Source organism: Mesorhizobium sp. B2-4-12 (genome assembly GCF_006441575.1).
Classification (GTDB): domain Bacteria; phylum Pseudomonadota; class Alphaproteobacteria; order Rhizobiales; family Rhizobiaceae; genus Mesorhizobium.
The window spans coordinates 38,092-57,172 of the sequence record NZ_VFVC01000039.1 but is presented as its reverse complement, the minus strand read 5'-3'; the positions used below and the strand labels follow the sequence as shown (position 1 = coordinate 57,172).

Sequence of the window (19,081 nt, the reverse complement as noted above, 5' to 3'; positions counted from 1 at the left end):
TATTCACGCAAGAAGGATGAGAAGACGGGCAAGCGGCGGAACCTGGGCACGTTCGACACGCGCGAGGCGGCGGAAAAGCACGAGAAGGAGGTGCAGTATTTTAAAAGGCATTGAGGGAAATTGCCGAAGCGGCAGCAATGCGCCTCAAGGTGCAGGCCGACCTTCCGGAACGAGCGGAACGACCAGCGGGGTACAGCGGGACCACCGGCTCGAACCAGCTCATCTCGAAAAACGAGGCGGCACGTTTTTCCATGGCACGCCATCCCGGCCCATTTCATAGCCTTTTTCGAACAGAGCCCGCATGAACTTGTTCTCGAACGGGGTTTTCGGCTCATCTGTGAAGTCGGCCGGAACGTCTATGAAGTTGTAGGCGATGCCGTCGCGCCTGGCGATGGCGTAAAGCCTGTAGAGATCGCCGATCCCTTGCGTCTTGATGAGGGACGAGACCGCCTTCTCCGCGATGTCGGGCAGTGTGGCCTTCACGATCCCCGGCACCGGCGTCGTTCGGCCGTTGCGGATGATATAGAGGCGCGCCTTGACCCGGGCGTGGAACGTCCGATCGAGTTCACGCATGCTCAAGCCGGCGGGCATTAGAAAGACCTGGTTGCTGGTTCCGCCGTCGACATGCATTTCGTGGTACGTTTTGCCGGAGGCGGTCACTTGCAGCTCGACGGGAGGGAATACCCCTGGAATGGCGGTCGAGGCCAGCATGACTTGCTTGAAGAGCTTCAGCCGGTCCGGGCGACGGCTCGCCGCGATAGCGCCCATGTCCCAGATCACGGGCCGATCCGCATCAAGATTGGTCGTACCGATGAAGAGCCTGCGTCCCTTGCCGGACTCCCGAGCGATCTGATCGAGCATGTCCTCGGTGACTTCTTCGTCGAGCATTTTGGCAAGGGGAGCGTTGCTTGTGATCGAGGCGCTCGACAGCACGCCGATGAAGCTGTGCTCGGTGTAGATGTTGGCGTCCTTGATCGTCGTAAAGGCATGCTTCAGGCGATCGTCATAGGCCGGGCCAAGGAACGCGAAGGGCGCGATCAACGATCCGGTGCTGATGCCGGTGACGATGTCGAACCTGGGCCTGGTGCCGGCCTTGGTCCAGCCCGCCAGGATTCCGGCGCCGAAGGCACCGCTGCTGCCGCCGCCCGAAATGGTAAGCGCGTCGAGCTCTCGCAGCTTGATGGAAGGGTCGGCCTTTGCCGCCTTGATTCTCTCGTCGCGGAACGCGATGAGACGATCGGGCGGGAAACTTTCGTCGGAATCGCCCCAGACGCGTATGTCTCGGGGATAGCCGCTCACTTCGGCGGCAGCCATGCGTTCTACAGGCACGCCATCGCGTGGATAGGCGGCGATGCAGCCTGTGAGTTGAATTGCACATAGGCAAAGCAGGATGATCCTCAGCATAGCTATCGGGGCCTGACGTGGTTTCTTTTCAAGCTAAGGCGAAGCTGCGAAAAAGCTGTTCGCCTCCGAGCACGGCGAAGGAGACGACGGTCATCAGCAGGGCGCGGTGGAAACGCGCCTGTTTGATCTCCCTTACGCGTGAGGTCTTCAGCAATTCAGCAGCTATCACCGAGGTCCAATCGGATTGCAGGGCCAGGTGGACCAGGTCGCGCACACCGGCGAAGAATCCGGGATCCACATAGTAGACGGGCGGGACGGCGCAGGCACCGGCCACTTTGCGGTTGAGTTCCTTGTCAGCCCGCCTGCGGCTCGGATAGAGCACTTGCCCGAACTGCACGATCGGCATGATGACGATCCCCCAGACCGCCACGTAAAACAGCGGCCCGAGCGGGGCATGCGACGGCAGCAGGTCCCCGAAGCGCAGGATCAGGTTGAGGGCGAGGATGTAGCCCACGCCCACAATCTGCGCCTTGGTGTCGTAGGAACGCGCCACCGACTGCGCCTCCTGCAGCGCTGCGGCCAGCATCTTGTCGACATATTCGCGCGTCGTCCCGTCGGGTTCCGCGCACCTGACGGCATCGGTCGTGAGAAAGCGGTCAAGGAGAGTAGGGCGTGTTTCCAGCATGGCTGCCTCCTTTATCGATCCGACAAGGCCAGGATCGGGATTGCGTCGGCGCTGGGCTCGGGCGCCGCCAACGGCTCGTCGCTTTCCCGGATTCCGTTCACCATCACATAAAGGGCTGGCAGGAAAACCAGCGTCAGCATGGTGGCGACGGCGAGCCCCCCGACGATGGCGTAGGCCATCGGCCCCCAGAAGACGTCGTGCATGATCGGGATCATGCCGAGAATCGCCGCGGCCGCGGTGAGCATGATCGGCCGGAACCGGTGGACGGTGGCATCGATCACCGCCTTCCACGGCTCGACCCCCTGGGCCCGCTCATGTTCGATCTGGTGCACCAGGATCACCGAGTTGCGGATGATCATGCCGGCGAGCGCAATGATGCCGAGCGTCGCGATGAAGCCCATCGGCGTGCTGGTGGTCAGCAGCGCGATGGCAACTCCGATGAGCCCGAGAGGCGCCACGCTGATGACCATGGCGACCTGCCGGAAACTCCCGAGCTGGACCATCAGCACCGTAAGCATCAGGGTGATCATCAGCGGGAACTGGGCCAGCAGGGCAGCGTTGCTGAGCGCGGTCTTTTCCACCGTGCCGCCGGTCTCGATCGACGTTTCTGCCGGCATCGACTTGGAAAGCGCCTCCAGCGCGGCGGCAACGTGCTGGTGCACGAAGGCCGGCTGCAGTCCCGGCAGCGGCTCTGCCTGGACTGTGATCGTGGGCAGGCGCCGGCGCCTCCAGACATAGCCTTCATCGAGGTCGTATTTGAAATCGGCGAGCTCCCGCAACGGAACGGATGCGCCCGTCGGCGTGGTGATCTGAAGGTGGCGCAGGGCTTCGATGCTGGAGCGTTCATCGTTCTGGGCACGTGCGACCACGTCGATCAGGTAGATGGAATCGCGCAGTTGCGTGACCGTCGAGCCGTTGAGCACGCGGTTGAGCGCCTGGGAAAGCTGTTCGGAGCTAAGCCCCGCCTGCCGGACGCGGTCCTGGTCGACGACGATGCGCAACGTCTTGTTCTTCTCGCCCCAGTCGAAGTTGACGGTTTGCACGAGGCCGGAAGCCCGCAGGATATCGGCCACCTGCTCGCCATATTTCCTGGCGTCGTCGGGAGTAGGCGCGCTCACCCGGTATTGCACGGGCCAGCCGACCGGCGGCCCCAGTTCCAGGCGCGAAATGCGCGCGGTCACGTCCGGAAATTTGTCGGCGAACAGCGCCTGCAGTTTGGCCTGCACACGATCGCGCGCCTGAAGGTCCTTGGCCACGACCACGGTCTCGGCCATGAAGTCGTTGTCGAGCTGCACATCCAGGGGCAGGTAGAACCGGATGGCGCCGCCGCCGACATAGGAGGAGAAGTGGTCGATGTCGGCGTCACCCGCAAGCGCCTTCTCCAGCCGTTTGGTTTGCGTCTCGGTAGCGGTGATGGAGGCATTCTTGGGCAGCGTCATCGTCACCAGCAGTTCAGGCCGGTTGGAGGCCGGGAAGAACTGTTGCTGGACGAAGCCCATGCCGTAAAGCGAGAGGCCAAAGGCAACGAGAGATGCGGCGATGGTGAGAAAACGGTGCCGCATGGTGAACGCCAGCAGGCGTCGGAACAGCCGCATGAGTGGCCCTGGCTCCGCCGTCCCATGCGCTTTCATGTGCTTGGGCAAGAGGGTCAGCCCGAGCACCGGCGCGAAGAGGACGGCCACGAACCATGACGCGATGAGCGCCACGCCTATGACGGCGAACAGCGAGAAGGTGTATTGCCCGGTATTGTTGTCCGCGAACCCGATCGGCAGGAAGCCGAGCAGCGTGATCAGTGTCCCCGTCAGCATCGGGAAGGCGGTGGACGTATAGGCAAAGGTTGCCGCCTTGATCTTCGGAATGCCTTCTTCGATCTTTGAGATCATCATCTCGATCGTGATCATGGCGTCGTCGACCAGAAGGCCGAGAGCGATGATCAGCGCACCGAGCGAAATGCGCTGCAGGCTGATTCCCGCCGCTTCCATGAACGCGAAGACGATGGCGAGGACGAGCGGGATGGACAGGGCGACCACCAGGCCGGCGCGCAGGCCGAGGCTGAGGAAGCTCACCACGAGCACGATGGCGACCGCTTCGAGGAGGGCCTTGGTGAATTCGCCGATCGCCTCACGCACGACCTCGGGCTGGTCCGAGACCAGATTGAGCTCGATGCCGACCGGGAAGCGCTGCTTCAGCCGCTCCGCCACCGCGTGCAATCCCTTGCCGAAATCGAGATTGTTGCCGCCGTCGCGCATGTTGATGCCAATGCCGATGGCCGGCTTGCCGTTGACGCGAAACATCTTGCTCGGCGGATCGCTATAGCCGCGCTGCACCTCGGCGATGTCCGAGAGCTTGTAGAAGCGCCCGTTCACGGAAAAATTGAGCTTGGCTATGTCGCCGGGTGCCAACAGGGAGCCGGTCATGTCGACCAGCATGTTCTCGCTGGGCGTGTTGATGATTCCGGAAGGCACGACGGCATTCTGGTGGGCGATCGCCGTCAGCACGTCATCGAGGCTGAGCTTCAGGTTGGCGAGCTTCTGCGGTGAGAAATTCAGATAGACCTTTTCGTCCTGGTCGCCATAGATGTCGACCTTGCCTACGTCGGGAGCACGCAGGAATTCGGCCCGCGCGGTCTCGGCGAAATCACGTGCCTGACGCGGGCTGAAACCGTCATAGCTTATGCCGTAGATCGTACCGAAGACGTCGCCGAATTCGTCGTTGAAGAAGGGGCCGACCACGCCTTGCGGCAGCGTCTGCCTTATGTCGTTCACCTTCTTGCGGACCTGATACCAGATGCCGTCGAGGTCGCGTTTCTTGGTGGACTCCTTAAGGTAGACGAAAATCGTCGCCTGGCCCGGCTTGGTGTAGCTTTTGAGGTAGTCGAGGTTCGGAGTTTCCTCGAGCTTCTTCTCGATTCGGTCCGTCACCTGCTGCATCGTGTCAGCCGCGGTGGCCCCGGGCCAGTTTGCCTGGACCACCATGGTCTGCACGGTGAAATCCGGGTCTTCCTGACGGCCGAGACGCTCGTAGGAGGTGATTCCAGCCGCCACGCAGACGAGCATCAGGAAGACGACGATCGAGCGGTTGTGAACGGCCCATTCGGAAAGGTTGAAGCTGGCCATCACTCGACCTCCGCATTGGGCTTGACCACTTCGCCGTCAGCCAGCGAGTTCACGCCGGCGACCACCACCTGGTCGCCCGCGGCCAGTCCCTGGCTCACGGTGACGGAATTTGCATCGAACTGCAGCAGTTGGACCTTGCGACGCTCCACCTTGTCGTCTTTGCCGACCACCCAAACCTGGGGCTCGTTTCCCGACTGCAGCAGCGCGCTCGGGGGAAGTGTCGCAACCATGTGACCCTGGTCGCTTTCGACCCGACCGACGACGATTGCTCCCAGTCGCATTTGCGGGGGCGGAGCAGGCATGGCAACTTTCACCTGATAGGTGCCCGTGGCGCTGTCGGCCTCGGGCGAAATCTCGCGAACCGTGCCGGTCACCGCGATTTCAGGGTGGGCCTGAAGCGCAACGTTCACCGGCATGCCAAGGCTTGCCCTGATGACGTCCTCGCTCGCGACGGCAAAGACAGCTTCGCGCTCGTCATTGCGCGAAATCTCGATCACCATCTGTCCGGCGACCACCACCTGGCCGGGGTCCGCGCCGGTCGCGGTCACGATGCCGTCGTCGGGCGCCTTGAGCTCCGTATAGGCGAGCTGGTTCTGGGCGATGCGCAGATTGGCGTCGCTCGCCTGAACTTGCGCCTGCGCGCTGCGCAGCGACTTCAGCGCGTCATCATACTGCGAACGCGTGGCGAAGCCCTTCCCGAGCAGGAGCCGAAACCTGTCCTCCTGGGCGGCGGCCTGGGCGAGCGCGGCCTTGGCCGCGTCGAGGTCCGCCGCCGTGGCGGTCACCTTGTTCTGGTAATCCACCGCGCTCAGTGTCGCGAGCTTCTGGCCCTTCTTGACCGTTGCGCCGGCGTCGACATCGCGTGAGACCAACCTGCCGCCGACCTCGAAGCCAACCTGGCTGACATAGCGCGATTGGATGCGCCCGGCGCCTTGCGCCACCAGCATGAACTTGTGGGGCGTCACCACCATCACGCGCGCCGTTCGTGGCGCTGCCGGCGCCTCGGCCTCCTTTTGTGAACAGCCGGCAAGACAAAGGCCGGCGATGCCGGCCAAAAGGGAAAGACGCCACGACAGGCGCATGGGAGCCTCCGCTCGAAAGATCGGGTTGCAGGGAACTGGAAAAGCCGAGCCACGGGCCGAACTGAGTGGCTCATTTCGATTTAGACTACTAAGTCAAATCGACTATGAAAGTCAATATGAGTTACGCGCAATCGTGCCATGCAAAAAGGCCATGGCGAATGGAAGGCCACTTCGAAGGAGATGGGAAGCGAGACCCGCCCAGGGCGCCAAGCCTACCAACTGGCCGACGTCCGCAGCGCTTCACGGCCCCCATGTCTCGTCGCCGGCTCGGTTCCACAGTCGTGGCTACTGCATGGACCATCCGTGGCTGACCACCAGCGACTGGCCGGTCAGCGCGCTAGACGGGAAGGCCGCGAGAAACAACGCTGCTTCCGCCACGTCCTGAACAGTGGTGAACTCGCCGTCGACGGTCTCCTTCAGCATGATGTTTTTGACGACTTCCGCTTCAGATATCCCGAACGCGCGGGCCTGTTCCGGAATCTGCTTTTCCACCAGCGGCGTGCGAACGAAACCGGGGCAGATCACATTGGCACGAACTCCATGTGCGGCCCCCTCCTTCGCTACGACCTTAGCCAGACCGATCAGGCCATGCTTGGCTGTCACATAAGCCGCTTTGAGCGGCGATGCTTCCTTGGAATGTACCGATCCCATGTAGATGATGCTGCCGCTGTTCTGCTTGTACATCTGCCGCAAGGCGGCGCGGGTGGTCAGGAAGGCGCCATCGAGGTGGATGGAAAGGAGTTTCTTCCATTTTGCGAATTCGAATTCGACGAGTGGGCCGACGATCTGGATACCGGCATTGCTGACCAGCACGTCCAACCGGCCGAAGGCCTGGATCGCTTGGCCCATGCCGATTTCGACTTGCTCCTCATCGCCGACGTCCATCGCGACTCCAAGCGCACGTTTGCCCGTGGGATCGATCTCGGCCGCGGTTCTTTGGGCCGCCTGCCGATCGAGATCCGCGATGACCACCATTGCCCCCTCACTGGCAAAGGTGAGTGCAATTTCCCTGCCGATGCCGCTCGCGGCTCCAGTGATCATCACGACCTTGTCCATAAGACGGCCGTCGGGATTTGCAGCCTGCTTCACCGACAACGTTTCATTCAGCGAATGCATGGGTTTTTCCTTTGCTAAACAGTGGCTTCGTGTCGGCAAGATAGTCATGGACGACCGTGCCGAGCGGCAGCGTCAGATCGGCAACGATGTGCATCGCCGATACCACTTCGAGAACCGGCAGCTCTGCCACGGGGGCGAGCGCGTGCGACCAAAGATCGAGCGATGCCGGGCCGTGCCAGGCTTCCTTGAGATCGATGTCTTCCAAACGGTATTCGACCAGTTCACAGATGCGCGGCCTGCCGTCGACATGGGGGATGATCTTGAGCAGGAAATTGGGTCCGCTGAGTGAGGTCCTTACGGATGCGAGTTCGGCAGCCCGATGCTTGTAGCCCATCGTTGCGGTGGCGACGCGGACCGGGCCGTAGTCGAGCGTGCCCACAAGAGTATCGGTCTCCACGCGGAGCGTGGGACTGGCCAGCTTCTTCGGGAAACCCCACAGTTCGCGGCCACCTGCGATTGGCGGGTGATCGTCAAGAAACATGCAATGGGTGTAGCTGCCATGGCGGCCGCGAAAGGAGACAGGAATGACCTGTCCACTTTCCGTGTAGTCGCCAAAGCCCGAAGAGTCGGGCATGCGTATGAACTCGAACTTCACCAACGGGTCGGGCACATCAAGCGGTTCCGGCACAAGCTCGCGCAACTTCCTCGGATCCGTCCGATAGGTGATGATCAGATACTCGCGATTTCGGAAACGATATGGACCGACCGGATAGGCGGGGTTGGTCAGAGGCATGGCAAAGGCCGTTTCCCTGACAGTGTCTTGGTTCATGGCTGGTGTTCCTTGGGTGGAGCGGTCTGCTGGGTTTCAGGAAAAGCCCGTTTGAGCTTGGAGGATTGGAGCACGACCTCGATCTCGATCGCGCAGCCGCGTCGCGGCCGCTACTCCTGTCCGTCCTCGGTGAGATCGTACGTGCTGACTCCCTCCAGATTGTTCGGTCTGCCCAGTGCCTCTGGCTGACGCAGCGTGCGCACCGCGTCGTGGTAACCGGCTTGCCAATGGTCCTCCATCGACAGCCTGGAGAATTCGTAATCCTTCGAGTGCGTCTCGTACTGTCTGGACCGATAGATCAGGTGAACCAATTTGTAGACCTTGTGGTCGGCAAGAGAGCTCAGCATGGTGGCTTCATCGCTGCCGAGCAGGTCGGCGGGAAGCTTTGCGAGCAAGCCCGCAAGCGCGTGCCGGGACCGCTGCTGCTGCTTGAACTGCTCGGTGTTGGCGCGCGTGCGGCTGGAATACTGGATTTCCTTCTGCCTGGTTGCCACGTCGGCAAGATTGCGAGGAAAATCACCCTGGGCGCTCCATAGGTCCACCTGGAAGGCGAGCGTGTCCTGCCGAGGCCCGTTTTCGGCCACCCATTGCAACGGAGTGTTCGAGATGAGGCCACCGTCCCAGTAGAATTCCCCCTCGATCTCAATGGCCGGGAAGCCTGGCGGGAGCGAGCCGCTGGCCATCACGTGCTCTGGACGGATCGTATGGGTTTGATTGTCGAAGTAGACGAAATTACCCGTGCACACGTTGACTGCGCCTGCGCTGAAACGCATACCGCCTGCGTTGATCCGGTCAAAGTCGACGAGCCGCTCAAGCGTGCTCTTCAGGTGGGTGGTTTCGTAAAAACTTGTGCCCTCGATTGCTCCACCCGGGCGGAGCCACGGAGCGGGTTGCCGGAGGCTGAAAAAGCCCGGCGCGCCGGCTATTGCCGCGCAAGCCGCGCTGAACTGATTGAAGATCGCGCGGGACAGGTCGCCTTTGGGAGCCAGCGCATGTGCAGTGCTAGCCCAGTCGAGCAGAGGGTTCGCCGTAATCTCGCGCCAGAACGCACGCAGCTTTGAGACCCGTTCGGAAGGCGCGTTACCGGCAATGATCGCCGCGTTGATGGAACCGATGGACACGCCGGCAACCCAGTCCGGATGAATGTCGGCTTCCGCAAGAGCTTCATAGACTCCCGCTTGGTAGGCCCCGAGCGCGCCTCCACCTTGCAGCACCAGGGCAATGCATTCGAACGGCAGCGGCCTTGATTTGAAGTGCTGGGACTGAACATTCATTGATGCCATTCCTTATTGTCAGATACGCTTGTGTTGCGAACACCGGAGCTCGAGCTGCTGCCCGGCTCGCTGGGCAAGTTTCGTATTGTACAAATGCGTCAAATCGACTATTTGGTCAATATGACATTTGCGTAATGGTGCAATGCAAAAAAGGCAGGACGGATGGCAAAGGTTGATTTGGCGCGCAGGGCGGAGATCGGACGGGAGAAGCGGGAAAGAACGCGTACGCTGATCTTGGATGCCGGGATGATGCTGATGGGAGAACGGCCTCGCGAGGCCGTTACGATCGATGCCGTGGTGGAGGCAGCCGGGATAGCGAAGGGTACCTTCTACTATCACTTCCAGAGCATCGACGAACTGGCCGCGGCTGTAGGGGAGAAACTCGGCGAGAGCTTCGACGCGGTGCTGACGGATGCACGCCTCGCACTTGAAGATCCTGTCAAACGCTTGTCTTTCGCCTTCGCGAAGTTCCTGGAAAAGGCGATCTCGGACCCGAACTGGGCACGGCTGGTCGTTCAGAGTTCTCAGTCGCGCGCCGAGTATGCGCGCGGTATTCGAGCGAATCTGAAGGCGGATATTACGCAGGCAATAGCCCAGGATCGAATGAGCATACGCGACGCGGAGCTCGCGGTGGATATCGTCACGGGTATATGGCTGCAGGTGACGCGAGGCATCCTCGATCGTGGCCCCCGGCCCGAATTGACACAACTGACCATCGAGGCAGTGCTTCGGGCGCTCGGTGCATCGCGGTCGGACCAGCAGAACGCCTGGAAACAATGGGCATGACCGCACGGGCGCCACTGGAAAGGCGACTTTCCAGCCAATCTCCCGAAAGCGGACGTTCCGCTTTGGCCAATGAAGACATTCGCGGCGTCATAGCAGGCATGCGGTACCGGCGCTCGGCCGACCTTGAATTCTCTCCCTGGCTGCCAAGTTGATCGCCTCCATTAACCATTTGTTAACCATTCGGCCGGCACCCTTTAACCATTGAGTAAGGATTCGCCAGCCGTGACCTTTGCCGCCCCCTCGAGGCCAAATCCATTCGTTTCCGCGCCCGCTCCTTCGTCGCGCCGTGACCAACTGGACCAAGGACCAGCTGAAAAAGATGCCCGAGCACCGCGACTGACAATCTGAAGGCCCGGCGACGACCGGGCCGTTCGTCTTTTCGAAGAGGAGAGACCGATGATCAGGAAACTCAGGACGGAAAATACCGGCTCTATTCACGCAAGAAGGATGAGAAGACGGGCAAGCGGCGGAACCTGGGCACGTTCGACACGCGCGAGGCGGCGGAAAAGCACGAGAAGGAGGTGCAGTATTTTAAAAGGCACTGAGGGGCGTCTGGCGATCGCAACGGCTACACCCGATACGCTGTCGCGACCTCGGATTGATTGGAGCCCTTCATTTTCTCAGGGCGGAAGTAGCTCAGCCAGTAGCGTGCCGCATCATTGGTTTCCGGCCGCCTTCGTTCCTGAGGTTACGCCCTTAAAAACAGACAGTGAGGACACTTGGTCCAACATCGAACACATGTTGTTTGGACCGTCGAAATTAAAGCCAAGGCATTTCTGATCCGCCGCGCAAGCGGTCACGCAGTTGGCATAGTTGCTGGGCTCGTTTGAATATGAATCGCCGACGACGACAGTATTTTTATAGAAGACGAGGCTGGAATACTGGACTTTGCTCGCAATCGCGGGTTTTGCTGCCATAGCGGCATCCGGAGCTCTGACCAAGATCGAGGCATCGCCCTTCAGGAAGCACGCAGAGTGTTTCTTGTCATAAGTGATAGCCTGACATTGATCGACACCTTCGCATTTGGTCTGACACTGGTCGAACGAAACGTTCAACAGCGGCATCCCTGGAAGGTCGAAGCCCATCGCGTCCCAACCATCCTGCGCGATGAGTTTCTTGGCAGCTTCGGCTCGTCCAGATGGGAGCTCGAAGTCTGCGGCGTTGAAAGTCTTGCCGTCGAGCCATGCACATTTAGAGGCAAGCTCCCTGGCGGAATCGTCGTTCAATCCGATAGATGCGAGTGTTGCTGGTGGCGCGATTGGGGCTTGGGGCAGAGCCGTCGGCGTCACCCGGTTTGCAAGATCAGCATTGACATCGATCCCATTCACAAGCCGACGGGTATAGCACCACGCCCGATCCCACGTGGGATCGTTCTCCGCAGTAAAATAGTGTCCCGATGTCAGCGTCCAGTGAGCACCTCCGAAGTCGACCTCCTTCGTCAGGAACTTGTTGAAGTCCTCGGTCACCTTGTCAGACATATTGGGCAGCGGCGCTGGTGGAGGATTGGCCGGCTTTGCTTCCTTGGCTGGAGTGGTTCGCTCCGACTTGGGGTGTGTTGTCGTGTCTGAGGGTTCGATTCTGTCGGTGCGCTTCTCTATCGGTTTGTCTGGCGCGACAGACGGCAGTCTGGTCTCTCGTCCGAAGAACAGTGCCGCCCCATAGCCAATGCCGACGGCAGCAACCGCCACGGCTGCGCCTGTCATTATCCTGCGGAAGGCATTAGCGCGGGCCATCCTATCATAGGCTGCAGCTTCAGCCTCGAGAGTGGGAATGGCCGCCTGTTTGACGACTAGGTCGACCGCCCTTTCAAGGAGTGCAGTGTTATGCCGGACCAGCACGTTTGCGACCGCCCTTTGCTGTTACCTTGACCAGATCCACGACCTCAGCCGGCAGCTCTTCGTTCAATGCCCTGTGCAGCGCCTCTGGATCATCGGTAAGGACTGGAACATAGAGGATCTCCTTCACGACTTTTTCGATCGGGACCTCGATGCGCTTTTCCACCTCCCTGTCTACGGGCACTTCGACCGGCACTTTGACCGTTCGCACTCGGCGCCAGCGCCACCTTAGAAGCAGCCGCCTGATCAGTCGCGACAATCGGCTCTCGGAACGAGATTCGGCTTGCGCAGCTATGCGCTGCAGACCGAGAGCCACTATGGCGGTGATCGGTCCGGCAAGCCCTGCGATGACCGCAAGCGAGCCAAACCAGATAGCCGCTATCTTTCCTGCCTCGGCTTCGCTTACCTGTTCAGGCTTCTCACCGTACCAACGCGCTGCAATGCGGCGGATCTGGTCAGTTCGAGCGAGAGGGATTCGCCTCTTTTCAAGATCACTGAGCTGCTTTGCTATCTCGTCACGTCTCGATTGATTTGCAGCTAGGAGCTTGGCTTCTGTCGCTTCAGCGGTCTGTGCCGCGGAGAGGTCTTCTCGTGCCTGAGAGAGCCGCCGTTCCCAATCAGCGGAAATCTCATCCAATGACTTCTCGAGATCTGTGTGCCGATTCTGCAGCACCTGCTTCTGTTCGTCCGTCATTTTAGGGCTTTGCAGCCTGAGGCTATCGAATTCGCTACTCGCGGCCTCAATCTTCTGGTTCTGGTCCTGGATTTGCGGCTCGTACTTTGCCTCGATCTTGCCGCGGGGATTGGCGAGCTTTCCGATCTCGTCTTCCCAGCGCTTCGCAGAGGCCGTATCGCCACCTTCCCTGGCGCCTTTGATCCTCTCGACGTAACTGTCTCTCTGCCGTTCGAATTCCTCGACGGCTTGTCTGATGCTATTGTCTCTTTCGGCCACAAGGTCCGTACGTCTTTGTTTTTGATCCTTAAGCTGGTCCCTTGCCTTGGCCGCCTCAGGCGTCAGCGCGGTCGTTGCCTGCAGTTCGGCATCAATATCGACGATTCGCGCTTGAATTTCTTTGCGGGCCTTATCCGCAAGCGTACTCACCTCCTCAAGATCGACCTTTGACTTCGCAACCTGATCGGTCTGTTTTGCCGCTTCGTCCGAGTCGGCCAGCTTCGTGTTTTCGCGTGTGAGACTGTCGATCTCGTCTGCGATCTCTTCATACTGCAATTCACGTAGCGTGCCGGCGCGCTCAAGGCCAAGCAATACGGTTTCGAATGTGATACCAGCAAGGAGTAGAAGGAAGATTAGAAGTAGGGGCTTCCAGAACCATGAGGCGCTGTACAAAAGCGTAGCTATCGGGATCTTTGTCAGTTCAGCAATCGAGACAATGAAGAACGGAGCGCTCGCGAGAACCAGGTCCATTGCCGTGGCTGACTGGCTTGCCTCGAACGCCTGGACACCTAGAGCCAAACCGGTAGCAAGTCCGATGATAGACGCTGTAATCTCAAGCGCCCAAGCGCCACGGTAGGTCCACTGGCCGTAGCTGGCCAGCTTCTGGCTCATGCTTGCATTCATCAGGCGCCCCGCCCTTTTTTAATTCCCAGTTTACCCTGCCATTTAATTGCTTCGCTTGCATCAGGAAATTCCGGAAATGGAACGGCTTGACCCGTGAACTTGGAAACATCGTTACTTTTGGTCGCGGACGGTTTGCTTCGCCAACCGGCTGCGGCGGAACAGAATCCGTTCGCCCTTAGCTGAGTTGATGATCGTCATGGTGTAATACTTATGTCCGGGCAGATGGCAGATGTGCTCGCCATCTGCTGAAATGTTGCCCTTAATGTTGCTACTGGCCTTCCCATTGCCAATCGCGAAGAGCGGCGCTGATGTCGTGCGGCACCGGCACTCGGCCGACCTTGAATTCTCTCCGTGGCTGCCAAGTTGATCGCCTCCATTAACCATTTGTTAACCATTCGGCCGGCACCCTTTAACCATTGAGTAAGGATTCGCCAGCCGTGACCTTTGCCGCCCCCCTCGAGGCCAAATCCATTCGTTTCCGCGCCCGCTCCTTCGTCGCCTTCACGCTGACGCCGGAGGCGCCGATATCTGATTGGTTGGAGGGGCTGGATCACTGGATCGGCAATTCGCCGGGCTATTTTTCCGGCCGGCCGGTGGTGCTCGATCTCAATGTGCTGAAGCCCGCCGTCGAGGATATCGCGCTGCTGGTCGCCGCGCTTTGGGCGCGCGGCATCCGTGTCTATGCCATCGAGATGGAGGGTGCTTCGCTCGGGCCTGACCTGCCGCCGCTGCTGGCCGGCGCCAAGGAGGCGACGGCGGAGGGGCTGCTTGGCCGGGCCGCGCGCAAGGCGCGGGCGGAAGAGCTGGAAGCGGCGGCCGCCGAGGCGCCGGCCCGGGTGGAACCGTCAGGGCAAAATGCGGTCCATGCTGAGGCCTTGCAGGCCTCGCAGGACGAGATGGCGGATCCCGCGCTGGCAAGGCTCGAAGCGGTCCGGATCGAACCGGCCCGGACGGCGGTGGCCCGGACGGAGGCGGCAACAACGGATGCGGCCGGGACCGAGGCTCCAAGGGCGGGGCAGGGTGCTGTCCAGATGCCCTGCGAGCCCGCCGCTGGCACGCTGATGATCAAGGCGCCGATCCGTTCCGGACAGTCGGTTTTCCATCCGCACGGCGACGTCATCGTGCTGGGCTCGGTGGCGTCGGGTTCCGAGATCGTCGCCGGCGGCTCGATCCATGTCTACGGCACACTGCGCGGCCGGGCGATCGCGGGCTCGGAAGGCAATATTTCGGCGCGCATCTTTTGCCGCAAGAACGAGGCGGAGCTGCTCGCGGTCGACGGCTGGTACACCACGGCCGAGGAAATGGAAGGGGTGTCGCGCGGCAAGGCGGTGCAGGCCTTCCTCGAAAACGATGCGCTGTGCGTGTTGCCGCTCGGCTGAGGCCGGCTCCCGAGGCGCAAGCTTCGGGCCGGCTTCGCGTGCGAGTGTCGGCGGTTCTGATCAGGCGCCGTGCTGGCCACGGCGAAACGAAAACATAAAAACGCCAACGGAGGCTGGATTTATATGGGCAAGGTAGTGGTGGTCACTTCGGGCAAGGGGGGCGTCGGCAAGACGACCTCGACGGCCGCACTCGGCGCTGCCGTGGCCAAGACCGGCAAGAAGGTGGCGCTGGTCGATTTCGACGTCGGCCTCAGGAACCTCGACCTCATCATGGGCGCGGAACGTCGCGTGGTGTTCGACCTCGTCAATGTCATCCAGGGCACCGCCAAGCTGTCGCAGGCGCTGATCCGCGACAAGCGGCTGGAAACGCTCTACCTGCTGCCGGCCTCGCAGACGCGTGACAAGGACGCGCTGACCGAGGAAGGCGTGGCCGAAGTCATCGCCCGGCTGCGCCAGGTGTTCGACTATGTGTTCTGCGACAGCCCGGCCGGCATCGAGCGCGGCGCCCAGCTCGCCATGCGCTTCGCCGACGAGGCGGTCATCGTCACCAATCCGGAGGTGAGCTCGGTGCGCGATTCCGACCGCATCATCGGCCTGCTCGACGCCCGCACCATGCGCGCCGAACAGGGCGAGCACATCGCCAAGCACGTGCTGGTCACGCGCTATGACGCGGCGCGCGCGGCGCGCGGCGAGATGCTGTCGATCGACGACGTGCTCGAGATCCTCTCGGTGCCGCTGCTCGGCATCATTCCCGAGAGCCAGGACGTGCTGAGAGCCTCCAACCTCGGCGCGCCGGTAACGCTCTCCGAACCCACCAACGCCGCCGCCAAGGCCTATCTCGAAGCGGCCCGGCGCCTGGAAGGCGAAGACCTGCCGGTGATCGTTCCCTTCGAGCGCAAGGGCTTCCTCGACCGGCTTCTCGGAAGGAGGGCCGCATGAGCATCCTCGACCTCTTCAAGCGGCGCACCAGCGCGCCGGTGGCGCGCGAGCGGCTGCAGGTGCTGCTCGCCTATGAGCGCCGCAGCCGTGGCCAGCCCGATCTCGTTTCGGTCCTACGCGAAGAGATACTGGCTGTCATCGCCAAGCATGTGCAGATCGACCAGGACTACATCCAGGTCTCGATGGACCGCGGCGAGACCATGTCGACGCTGGAAATCGACATCCAGATCCCCAACAAGAGCGCCGTGCCGCTGGCGATGGCGGGGTAAAAACGCCGTGCTTTTTCCTCGCCCCACGCCAGAGGGGGCGAGGAACCCAGATTCGCCGGGGCCCGGCACCGCCGGCATTCGTCCAGATCAGTTCAGCGAAAATCTCGACCTGAAGCTCTCGGCGGCGTTGCGGTTGGGATAATCCTGATCCGGTATCGCAACGCCGAGATGGCTGCACAGCGGTTCCCAGCCATCGCCGAGTGCATGGACCAGCAGCCGCTCCGGTGCAACCCTGGCGTACACCGCACGGACATTGGCCTCGTAGCAGGCAATGGCATGCGCCCGATCGCCGGGCCGCCCGCCGAACACCTGCCTGGCGATCAGGGCAACGCCCAGCGATTCCTGATCCACGCTTTGCTTAAGTGCCGCCACGATCGTTTTTTCAAAACTCTCCCACCAGCTTTCGGCCGAGCGGTAGGTCAGGATCACTCTGGCATCCGGATAGAATTCGATCAGTTCACGCCAGTAGTACGCCGAGGGCCAGTCCAGACAGGAGGCATATCCCGAGAGCAGCTGGTTCCAGTCCGGCGCGGCACCTTGGGCCAGCGCACGCCACATCCGTTTCTGCTCCTCGTTGCCCATCACTTCATGCATGTGATGACAGGGGCCGAAGCCGAGAATGGCCAGCGCCTCGCGCATTGAATCCGTGCCCGTTCGGCCGAAGCCAGTTCCGATTACCTTGATCGACATCTCCGCGCGCTCCCGTTCGATCCGCAAGCCGTTGCCGGGAGCATATCAGTCCGCACGCCGAAGATGCACGAGAAGTAGACGCCGGTCGCCATCGGCTTCGGGCGGGGCGAACGGCGCCGACGCTCACGCCGCGGCGAACATCACCGTCTGTGCCAGTCCGCCGCCCGTGCGGTTCTCCAGCGTGACCGTGCCGCCGTAGCGCTCGATGATTTCCTTGGCGATGGCGAGGCCCAGTCCGGCGCCGGGAATGGATTGCTGGCGGCCGGGGTCGACGCGGAAGAAGGGCTCGAAGGCCTTGTTGATGAGGTCGGACGGAATGCCCGGGCCGTTGTCGAAAATAGTCAGGACCGCGCGCCTGTCGGTGACGGCAAGGGTGATGGTGCAGGCCTTGCCGTGGGTGGCGGCGTTGACGATCAGGTTGCGCAGCGCGCGCCGCAGGCCGAGCGCGCCGGCGCGGATCGAAACCTTGTCCAGATGCCCGATCGAGACGGCATGGCCGAGCGAGGCCATCTCGGCTGATATGTCGCGCACCATCTTCTCCAGGTCGATTGGCTCGACGGCATCCTGGTTCACCTCCTCGCGCACGAGGCGGATGGCGCTGTCGGCGATGCGGTCGAGCTCGTCGAGGTCGTGGAGCCATTTGTCGCGCTCCTCGTCGAGGAATTCGGCGCGCAACCGCATGCGCGTCATCGGCGTGCGCAAATCATGGCCGGCAGCGGCCACCAGCCGCATGCGGCTTTCCATTGATGTCTTCAGCCGCGACGAGAGCTGGTTAAGCGCGTGCGCCGTCGCCTTGACCTCGGCCGAACCGACTTCCGGCACCGCGGCCAGCATGCCGTCGCTGCCGATCTTGGAGACGGCGGCCTCCAGCATTTCCAGCGGCCGGATCAGCACGGCGGTGAAATAGACCGAGACGGCCGTGGCGCCGGCCACGATCAGTGAGATCCAGCCGGCCAGCACCAGCCATTCGCGCCGCGGCGGCTTGAGGTGCGGCACCTCCATGATCGCCCAGCGGCTGTCGGGCAGTTGCACCGATGCGATCTGGCCGGGTTGGTCCGGCTTCGCGCTGATGATGGCCAGCAAGTCGAGGCCGCGGCGGTGCAGGATATCGTTGAGCATCGCCGTTTCCGCACGGTCGACCTTGCCGCCGGCCGGATGATCGGCAAACTGCACCTTAAGCACGTCCGGGATGGGCCCCGGCAGCAGCCGCGCGACGAGCTCCATCTGCTGGGCGACCCACGGCACGGTCAGCTCCGGCGGCGGCCCGCCGCCGCGCACGCTGAGGATGGCGGCCGTCGCCAGGCCGACGACGCCGACGATCGAGATGACCAGCAGCAGGATGAGGCGGCGGCGCAGCGAATTCACGCCTGCGCCTCCACCGCCTCGACGCGCGCGGTGAGCTGGTAGCCGCCATTGCGAACGGTCTTGAACAGCGGCCCGTCGCCGGCATCGGCGAATTTGCGGCGCAGCCGGCTCATCAGCACGTCGACCGAGCGTTCCAGCGGATCACGCTCGCGCCCCTGGGTGAGATCGAGCAGCTGGTCACGCGACAACAACCTGCCGGGGCGGTCGAGGAAAACCTGCAAGAGATCGAACTCGGCGCCGGTGAGGTCGATAAGCTCGCCTCGGGCATCCGTCACCTTGCGGGTGTCGGGCTCCAGCCGGTAGCTGGCGAAGCGGTAGATGCGCGGGCGGGGGGCCGGCACCTCTTCGGGCACCGCGCGCCGCAGCACGGCGCGGATGCGGGCGATGAGTTCGCGTGGGTTGAAGGGCTTGCCGAGATAGTCGTCGGCGCCGAGTTCCAGGCCGATGATGCGGTCCACATCTTCCTTCAGCGCCGTGAGCAGGATCACCGGGATCTGCGGCTTGCGGTCGCGCAAGGCGCGGCAGATGTCGAGCCCCGAACCGTCCGGCAGCATGACGTCGAGCACGACGAGGTCGAACTGGCCGGAGGCCAGCTTCTGCTCGCATTCGCGCCGGTCCGCCGCCACCGAGACGCGGAAACCCTGGCCGTCGAGATAGCGGCCGAGAAGCGTCCTGATCTCGCGGTCGTCGTCAACGACGAGGATGTGGGGATGTGACTGCATGCTCGTGCCCTTGCTTGACCCGTGATTATAGGAAGAGCGCGCGCCAGCGGCATGGAAAATTGCAACGCAATGTTGCCAGCGGGCCGCTGGAAACATTCGGAAACAAATTGCCCCGTTGCGGAAACCTTCGGCAA

Annotated in this window: 16 protein-coding genes; 4 read left to right on the top strand and 12 right to left on the bottom strand. The window is 61.9% G+C overall.

The window, feature by feature from the left end; genetic code table 11:
- Positions 1–219: 219 nt before the first annotated feature.
- The 7 genes from FJ934_RS21235 to FJ934_RS21205 form a co-directional block, all read right to left on the bottom strand.
- The gene (locus FJ934_RS21235; protein WP_140612082.1) at positions 220–1,404 is read right to left on the bottom strand and encodes a patatin-like phospholipase family protein; all 1,185 of its coding nucleotides are present in this window, start codon (positions 1,402–1,404) and stop codon (positions 220–222) included.
- 28 nt (positions 1,405–1,432) lie between these two features.
- Positions 1,433–2,029 (bottom strand): hypothetical protein, encoded by a 597-nt coding sequence (locus FJ934_RS21230; RefSeq protein ID WP_140612080.1) that lies wholly within the window; start codon positions 2,027–2,029, stop codon positions 1,433–1,435.
- Between the two features lie 11 nt (positions 2,030–2,040).
- Complete coding sequence (locus tag FJ934_RS21225; RefSeq protein ID WP_281407623.1) at positions 2,041–5,145, bottom strand: efflux RND transporter permease subunit; 3,105 nt, start codon at positions 5,143–5,145, stop codon at positions 2,041–2,043.
- Positions 5,145–6,227: an efflux RND transporter periplasmic adaptor subunit gene (locus tag FJ934_RS21220; protein ID WP_140612076.1), complete on the bottom strand. Its 1,083-nt coding sequence runs from the start codon at positions 6,225–6,227 to the stop codon at positions 5,145–5,147. Before FJ934_RS21220 ends, FJ934_RS21225 begins: the two co-directional genes overlap by 1 nt.
- A gap of 285 nt (positions 6,228–6,512) precedes the next feature.
- Complete coding sequence (locus FJ934_RS21215; RefSeq protein ID WP_348642500.1) at positions 6,513–7,283, bottom strand: 3-hydroxybutyrate dehydrogenase; 771 nt, start codon at positions 7,281–7,283, stop codon at positions 6,513–6,515.
- Between the two features lie 43 nt (positions 7,284–7,326).
- Positions 7,327–8,112, bottom strand: a complete 786-nt coding sequence (locus FJ934_RS21210) for an acetoacetate decarboxylase (RefSeq protein ID WP_140612072.1) — start codon at positions 8,110–8,112, stop codon at positions 7,327–7,329.
- A gap of 110 nt (positions 8,113–8,222) precedes the next feature.
- The gene (locus tag FJ934_RS21205) at positions 8,223–9,386 is read right to left on the bottom strand and encodes a patatin-like phospholipase family protein (RefSeq protein ID WP_140612070.1); all 1,164 of its coding nucleotides are present in this window, start codon (positions 9,384–9,386) and stop codon (positions 8,223–8,225) included.
- Between the two features lie 162 nt (positions 9,387–9,548).
- On the opposite strand from FJ934_RS21205, the gene FJ934_RS21200 reads away from it, so the two are divergent.
- Positions 9,549–10,172, top strand: a complete 624-nt coding sequence (locus FJ934_RS21200; RefSeq protein ID WP_140612068.1) for a TetR/AcrR family transcriptional regulator — start codon at positions 9,549–9,551, stop codon at positions 10,170–10,172.
- 656 nt (positions 10,173–10,828) lie between these two features.
- Here FJ934_RS21200 and FJ934_RS21190 read toward each other — a convergent pair.
- Together FJ934_RS21190 and FJ934_RS21185 are read right to left on the bottom strand one after the other, a co-directional pair.
- The gene (locus tag FJ934_RS21190) at positions 10,829–11,875 is read right to left on the bottom strand and encodes a PAN domain-containing protein (RefSeq protein WP_210241973.1); all 1,047 of its coding nucleotides are present in this window, start codon (positions 11,873–11,875) and stop codon (positions 10,829–10,831) included.
- 118 nt (positions 11,876–11,993) lie between these two features.
- Positions 11,994–13,571, bottom strand: a complete 1,578-nt coding sequence (locus FJ934_RS21185) for a hypothetical protein (RefSeq protein ID WP_140612064.1) — start codon at positions 13,569–13,571, stop codon at positions 11,994–11,996.
- A 449-nt stretch (positions 13,572–14,020) separates the two neighbouring features.
- On the opposite strand from FJ934_RS21185, the gene minC reads away from it, so the two are divergent.
- The 3 genes from minC (at position 14,021) to minE (ending at position 16,170) form a co-directional block, all read left to right on the top strand.
- Positions 14,021–14,962: a septum site-determining protein MinC gene (gene minC, locus FJ934_RS21175; RefSeq protein WP_140612062.1), complete on the top strand. Its 942-nt coding sequence runs from the start codon at positions 14,021–14,023 to the stop codon at positions 14,960–14,962.
- Between the two features lie 123 nt (positions 14,963–15,085).
- Positions 15,086–15,901, top strand: a complete 816-nt coding sequence (gene minD, locus FJ934_RS21170; protein WP_140612060.1) for a septum site-determining protein MinD — start codon at positions 15,086–15,088, stop codon at positions 15,899–15,901.
- The gene (minE, locus tag FJ934_RS21165) at positions 15,898–16,170 is read left to right on the top strand and encodes a cell division topological specificity factor MinE (protein ID WP_140612058.1); all 273 of its coding nucleotides are present in this window, start codon (positions 15,898–15,900) and stop codon (positions 16,168–16,170) included. Before minD ends, minE begins: the two co-directional genes overlap by 4 nt.
- A gap of 87 nt (positions 16,171–16,257) precedes the next feature.
- On the opposite strand, the gene FJ934_RS21160 is transcribed toward minE, so the two are convergent.
- From FJ934_RS21160 to FJ934_RS21150, 3 genes are all read right to left on the bottom strand, one after another.
- The gene (locus FJ934_RS21160) at positions 16,258–16,887 is read right to left on the bottom strand and encodes a sulfotransferase family protein (RefSeq protein WP_246671583.1); all 630 of its coding nucleotides are present in this window, start codon (positions 16,885–16,887) and stop codon (positions 16,258–16,260) included.
- A 96-nt stretch (positions 16,888–16,983) separates the two neighbouring features.
- Positions 16,984–18,225 carry an ATP-binding protein gene (locus FJ934_RS21155; protein ID WP_140612056.1) on the bottom strand — a complete coding sequence of 414 codons (1,242 nt, stop codon included), beginning with the start codon at positions 18,223–18,225 and terminating at the stop codon, positions 16,984–16,986.
- A complete protein-coding gene (locus FJ934_RS21150) occupies positions 18,222–18,947 on the bottom strand; it encodes a response regulator (RefSeq protein WP_140612054.1) in 726 nt (241 codons plus the stop codon). Before FJ934_RS21150 ends, FJ934_RS21155 begins: the two co-directional genes overlap by 4 nt.
- Positions 18,948–19,081 lie beyond the last annotated feature (134 nt).

Bases quoted from the DNA above. Each gene is read 5' to 3' on its own strand.
- FJ934_RS21230 (WP_140612080.1), bottom strand. From the start codon at position 2,029: ATGCTGGAAACACGCCCTACTCTCCTTGACCGCTTTCTCACGACCGAT.
- FJ934_RS21215 (WP_348642500.1), bottom strand. From the start codon at position 7,283: ATGGACAAGGTCGTGATGATCACTGGAGCCGCGAGCGGCATCGGCAGG.
- FJ934_RS21235 (WP_140612082.1), bottom strand. From the start codon at position 1,404: ATGCTGAGGATCATCCTGCTTTGCCTATGTGCAATTCAACTCACAGGC.
- FJ934_RS21150 (WP_140612054.1), bottom strand. From the start codon at position 18,947: ATGCAGTCACATCCCCACATCCTCGTCGTTGACGACGACCGCGAGATC.
- FJ934_RS21220 (WP_140612076.1), bottom strand. From the start codon at position 6,227: ATGCGCCTGTCGTGGCGTCTTTCCCTTTTGGCCGGCATCGCCGGCCTT.
- FJ934_RS21225 (WP_281407623.1), bottom strand. From the start codon at position 5,145: ATGGCCAGCTTCAACCTTTCCGAATGGGCCGTTCACAACCGCTCGATC.
- FJ934_RS21190 (WP_210241973.1), bottom strand. From the start codon at position 11,875: ATGACAGGCGCAGCCGTGGCGGTTGCTGCCGTCGGCATTGGCTATGGG.
- minD (WP_140612060.1), top strand. From the start codon at position 15,086: ATGGGCAAGGTAGTGGTGGTCACTTCGGGCAAGGGGGGCGTCGGCAAG.
- FJ934_RS21210 (WP_140612072.1), bottom strand. From the start codon at position 8,112: ATGAACCAAGACACTGTCAGGGAAACGGCCTTTGCCATGCCTCTGACC.
- minE (WP_140612058.1), top strand. From the start codon at position 15,898: ATGAGCATCCTCGACCTCTTCAAGCGGCGCACCAGCGCGCCGGTGGCG.
- FJ934_RS21205 (WP_140612070.1), bottom strand. From the start codon at position 9,386: ATGAATGTTCAGTCCCAGCACTTCAAATCAAGGCCGCTGCCGTTCGAA.
- FJ934_RS21200 (WP_140612068.1), top strand. From the start codon at position 9,549: ATGGCAAAGGTTGATTTGGCGCGCAGGGCGGAGATCGGACGGGAGAAG.
- FJ934_RS21185 (WP_140612064.1), bottom strand. From the start codon at position 13,571: ATGAGCCAGAAGCTGGCCAGCTACGGCCAGTGGACCTACCGTGGCGCT.